Origin of the sequence: Halomonas sp., from assembly GCF_052095765.1 — a bacterium.
Classification (GTDB): domain Bacteria; phylum Pseudomonadota; class Gammaproteobacteria; order Pseudomonadales; family Halomonadaceae; genus Halomonas.
In genome coordinates this window covers 1-5,633 of the sequence record NZ_JBQDJZ010000041.1, presented here as the reverse complement: position 1 = coordinate 5,633, position 5,633 = coordinate 1, and the positions used below count along the sequence as shown (strand labels likewise).

At 57.9% G+C, this 5,633-nt stretch carries 4 protein-coding genes; all 4 read left to right on the top strand.

The genetic code is table 11. The features are described from left to right. The first annotated feature begins 24 nt into the window (after positions 1-24). The gene (locus ACTH3D_RS07070; RefSeq protein WP_441666361.1) at positions 25-1,506 is read left to right on the top strand and encodes an NAD-dependent succinate-semialdehyde dehydrogenase; all 1,482 of its coding nucleotides are present in this window, start codon (positions 25-27) and stop codon (positions 1,504-1,506) included. A gap of 76 nt (positions 1,507-1,582) precedes the next feature. Further along, entirely contained in the window at positions 1,583-3,001 is a 1,419-nt protein-coding gene (locus ACTH3D_RS07065) for an aminotransferase (protein WP_441666360.1), read from the top strand. 750 nt (positions 3,002-3,751) lie between these two features. After that, positions 3,752-4,249: a DUF302 domain-containing protein gene (locus ACTH3D_RS07060; protein ID WP_441666359.1), complete on the top strand. Its 498-nt coding sequence runs from the start codon at positions 3,752-3,754 to the stop codon at positions 4,247-4,249. A 654-nt stretch (positions 4,250-4,903) separates the two neighbouring features. Next, positions 4,904-5,633, top strand: a 730-nt coding sequence (locus ACTH3D_RS07055; protein ID WP_441666358.1) for a SulP family inorganic anion transporter, incomplete at its 3' end; no start/stop codon positions are given.

The following is a 5,633-nucleotide window of genomic DNA, read 5'->3' as shown; positions in this document are numbered from 1 at the left end:
TCCCGGCGGTATCGGGAGGGTGTCATGTCGCTTGCCACCAGGCTTTCGGATCCACGCCTGTTCCGCCAGTATGCCTACATTGATGGCCGTTGGGCCCACAGTGAAGCTGGGCGCGAGGAACGCGTGACTGATCCGGCTACGGACGAGGTTATCGGCCGCATTCCTGTGCTTGAAGCTGCCCAGATTCACGCTGCGGTTGATGCCGCCGATGCGGCCTTTGCTGGCTGGCGTGCGTTACGTGCGGAAGAGCGTGCCGAGCGCCTGATGGCTTGGCGCGACCTAATGCTGGACTACCGTGAAGACCTGGCGCTGATCATGAGCTTCGAGCAGGGCAAGTCCATGGCGGATGCCCGTGGCGAGGTCGAGTATGGTGCCAGTTTTGTGCACTGGTTTGCCGAGGAGGGCAAGCGCGCCTATGGCCAGACGCTGCCGAGCCACATCCCGAATGCGGCGCTGGGGACTATCAAGGAGCCGGTGGGTATTGCTGCATTGATTACCCCGTGGAACTTTCCGCTGGCGATGATTACCCGCAAGGCCGGTGCCGCACTGGCCGCCGGTTGCCCGGTGATTGTCAAACCGGCCAGCGAGACGCCGTTTTCGGCACTGGCGCTTGCCGAGCTTGCCGAGCGTGCCAATATTCCGTCCGGCATCTTCAACGTAGTATTGGGTGACGCCGCTGAGGTGTCGCGTATCCTGTGTAATGAGGATCGCGTCAAGGCGCTGTCGTTTACCGGTTCTACGCGGGTCGGGCAGATCCTGCTGGAGCAGTGCGCCAATACAGTGAAGCGTGTATCGCTGGAGCTTGGCGGCAATGCGCCCTTCATTGTCGGCCCGGACATGGACCCGCGCGAAGCCGCGATGGCGGCAGTGGATGCCAAGTTCCAGACTTCAGGGCAGGACTGTCTGGCAGCCAACCGTATCCTGGTGCATGCCTCCATTCACGATGAGTTCGTGACGCATTTTGCCGAGCGTATGCAGGCACTGAACGTGGGCAACGGCCGTGACAGCGAGACACACCTTGGCCCGCTGATTCACGCCAAGGCGGTAGAAAAAGCCGCAGCCATTGTCGATGACGCCGTCTCGCGTGGCGCCACTCTAGTGGCCGGCGACCAGAGCGATGCCCCGGGGCCCAACTTCTTCATGCCGACCCTGTTGACCGGCGTGACGGCAGAGATGATGGTATGGCGCGAAGAAAACTTTGCGCCAGTGGCAGGCATCACGCCCTACCAGGACGACGACGAAGTGATCGAAATGGCCAACGATACCGAATACGGCCTGGCTGCCTATGTGTATACCCACGATATCCGTCGCATCTGGAAGCTGCTGCGCGGGCTGGAGTTCGGCATGGTATCGGTCAACTCGGTAAAAATGACCGGCCCTGTCGTACCGTTCGGCGGCGTCAAACAGTCAGGACTGGGGCGCGAAGGCGGCCCTACGGGTATCGACGAATATCTCGAAACGAAATACTACTGCCTGGGTGCATTGCCCTCGGTCAGTGGCAGCTGAATTTTATAAACGCCATTTTATTTTTAGCAATACTCTCCATGGGGATCATGGAGGGGCCAATACAGAGAGACATACCATGAGCCAGCAGCATCAGGATCTCGTCAACCGCGACCGCAAAGTTACCTTTCACGCCTCTACACACCTGCGTGATTTCGCCCATGGCGATGCACCTGGCCGTGTGATTACCGGCGGCAAAGGTCTCAACATCATCGATAAAGACGGCCGTGAATTCATGGACGCCTTTGCCGGTCTGTACTGCGTGAACATTGGCTATGGCCGCACCGAGGTGGCTGACGCCATCTACCAGCAGGCGCTGGAAATGTCGTACTACCACACCTATGTGGGTCACTCCAATGAGCCGCAGATCGCGCTGTCTGAAAAGATCATCGAGCTGGCCGGTCCCGGCATGTCCAAGGTCTATTACGGCATGTCCGGCAGCGATGCCAACGAGACCCAGCTCAAGCTGGTCCGCTACTACAACAACGTGTTGGGCCGCCCGCAGAAGAAGAAGGTTATTTCTCGCATGCGCGGTTACCACGGTTCCGGCCTGGCCACCGGCTCGCTGACCGGCCTCAAGGCGTTCCATGATCAGTTCGACCTGCCGCTGGCCGGCATCCTGCACACCGAGGCGCCGTACTACTACCATCGCGCCGCCGAGCAGGAAGGCATGACCGAGCGCGAGTTCTCGAAGTTCTGCGCCACCAAGCTTGAAGAAATGATCCTGGCTGAAGGTCCGGATACCGTGGCAGCCTTTATCGGTGAGCCGGTGCTGGGTACCGGTGGTATCGTGCCGCCGCCGGAAGGTTACTGGACTGAAATCCAGGCCGTGCTGAGCAAGTACGATATCCTGCTGATTGCCGACGAAGTGGTGTGTGGATTTGGTCGTATTGGTAGCGATTTCGGCAGCCATCACTACGGCATCAAGCCGGACCTGATCACCATCGCCAAGGGTCTGACCAGCGCCTATCAGCCGCTGTCAGGCGTGATTGTTGGTGACCGTGTATGGAATGTGCTGGAGCAGGGTACCAGTAAGCTGGGCCCCATCGGCCACGGCTGGACCTATTCCGGCCACGCCTTGGGCTGTGCCGCGGCACTTGCCAACCTGGCGATCATTGAGCGCGAAGGCCTGACCGCCAACGCCGCCGAGACTGGTGCTTACATGCAGCAGAAGATGGCAGAGACCTTCGCTGACCACCCCATCGTTGGCGACGTGCGCGGCGTAGGTATGCTGGCAGCGCTGGAGTTCTCCGCTGATCCGGCCAGCCGCAAGGCGTTTGACCCGAGCCTGAAGGTTGGGCCGCGTCTGTCCGCTGCCGCGCTGGAGCGTGATCTGATCACCCGCGCCATGCCTCAGGGCGACATTCTCGGCTTTGCACCGGCGATGACCGCCACCCGTGAAGAAGTGGATGAAATCGTTGCTCGTACCCGCGCAGCTGTGGATCAGGTCACCGATGAACTGACCCGCGAAGGCGTCGTGAAAGCCGTTCGCGCTTAAATTTTTACTCGATAGGCAGGCGCCGCAGGAGAGAGATCTCCTGCGGCTCTTTTTAGTGCGCCAGGCATGGCGCGTAGCACCGTAGGTGCTGTTCCCGAGGGTGGTGCCTCGGGATGACTTGGGGGTGGAAGTCCCCTACGGACCCTGATTGCGGGAACCGTTAGCTGAACAGCAAGGGTGTCCGTTGTAAGGCGGAATCTGAAGGAAGCTGAAGGCAAAATCCTGGCCCGACGAACAGGAATCGCATATGAGGCTACCGCATCCGGGCAGATCCTCGAAGCCCAATAGCTATCCGGAAGGTGCGGCAGTAAATGCGGCGGGTAGGTGGTTTGCGGCAGCGCACCGATGCCTGGTACGAGAGTCAGGAGGGGTGGGCTACAACGACACCGCAAGCTGCTAACGACGCTCAAGAAAGAGCCGAATACCCTCTGGCTTCAAAGGCGGGCAAGGCCATCCTGGCCGGTGCCGACAAGCGGCAAGAGCACGAGCAGATAACTACCGTGGGGCGCGCGTGAGGTTAAGCCTGTGGAGTCTATATCAGCCGCTGCGGGCAATCCAAGGGGCAGTAGTCTATGAAGCAGGAACCTGGAGGCAACAACCAAGAATCCCCTTCTTTCAGGGAGGTGAGGACGTCAAAGAGCTTGTTCTTGCGAAGACGGAAATGATGGGAGATTGTCATTTATCTGATCAGCATGCATGCTGAGAGACTAGCTATGTGATGCAGATAACTCGATAAATGAGGAGGAAATAATGCTCAAGCCATTGACTTACTTGGCTCTTCCCTTTGCTATGCTATTTTTGCCGCTGAGCACTTATGCTCATGAAGCCGAATCATCGGCCCATGAAGCAAGCAGTGGCATCATGCACCGTCAGGCCAGCGCCGATATCGACACGGTGACAGAAAGACTGCGCACGGCCATTGAAGGCAAAGGCCTTACTTTGATGACGGTTGTCGATCATACTGCTAATGCGGAAAAGGCAGAAATGACCTTGCCGCCGACTCGATTGTTTATCTTTGGTAATCCTGTGGCTGGAACGCCAATGATGCAGTGCCAAGGGAGTATGGCGCTTGATTTGCCACAGAAAATGCTGGTCCGAGAGACAGACGCAGGCGTCGTAGTGGAATGGAATTCGCCGCACTATCTGGCGGAGCGTCATGGCTTGGCCGGATGCGACATACCGCTAGATAAAGTGTCTGGCTTGCTTGACGCTGTTGCCGATGAGGCTGCCACTGGTAGTAGCAGCTAACCTAGTCTAGTGCCTGAGAAGGAGTAATTTCTTTTCAGGCATGATGTATGTTGTATGAATACCTCAGAAGCCTGACATCAGGTGCGGGTGTCCCCACTAAACGGCTGTCTTCGCGGCCGTTACGTCTTTAGTTCGTCTATGCTGCGTGGGTTATTCCCTGCGCACTATTTTGTATATGCGCCCACCGGCAGTCTCGGCACCGGCTAGGTCATGAGTTACTAGCAGTGTTGGTAAGCCTTTATCACGTACACGCTTAAATACCCGTTGGCGAATCTCGTCGCGCAGAGTCGTGTCTACGCGTGAGAAGGGCTCATCAAGTAACATGGTGCGAGGCTCGGCTAACAAGACACGCATGAGTGCTACGTTGGCATGGCTGGTTCCTTGGCTTTGCGGTAGTGGAATGATACCGCGACCTGACATGGCCTCGGATGAAGCGTTCCTGGTGGAGTCCAGAGTACCGCATCCTTGCTGGGGCCTGCTGGGCTGTCTGGGAAAAGTGCGCCGTAGGGCTGGCGTGGTGGGATCAGCGGTAATTTGGTACAATTTTCGGCCTGAAATTTCCTGGCTCCCTTGCAGATGCCATGCATCAGATAGCGTTCGCTAGCCGGCTTGGTGCGCGCCCCAACTGATACGAACTCCTGACTGGACCGCTTCATGATCCGATCTCTCAAGCAAGACTGGTTTTCCAATATCCGGGGCGACATTCTGTCTGGCCTGGTGGTAGCTCTGGCCCTTATCCCTGAGGCGATCGCCTTTTCCATCATTGCTGGCGTCGACCCCAAAGTAGGGCTCTATGCGTCATTTTCCATGGCGGTGATCATCGCTTTTGCCGGTGGCCGGCCGGGCATGATATCGGCAGCCACTGCCGCCATGGCACTGCTAATGGTGACGCTGGTCAGAGAGCATGGCCTTGAATACCTGTTGGCAGCCACTCTGTTGACCGGGGTGTTTCAGATTATTGCTGGCTATCTGAAGTTGGCTGATCTGATGCGCTTTGTTTCGCGCTCGGTGGTGACCGGCTTTGTCAATGCGCTGGCGATCCTGATTTTCATGGCCCAGCTGCCGGAGCTGACTAACGTTACCTGGCATGTATATGCCATGACGGCAGCGGGGTTGGGCATCATCTACCTGTTCCCCTATGTGCCCACCATCGGCAAGCTGCTACCGTCGCCGCTAGTCTGCATTCTGGTGCTGACCGGCGTCTATCTGGCCACCGGCATGGAGATTCGTACCGTGGGTGACATGGGCGAGCTGCCTGACACCCTGCCGGTGTTCCTGTGGCCGGATGTACCACTCAATCTTGAAACCCTAGCTATCATTTTCCCCTACGCCATCATGCTGACCGTGGTTGGCCTGCTGGAGTCGATGATGACCGCTACCATCG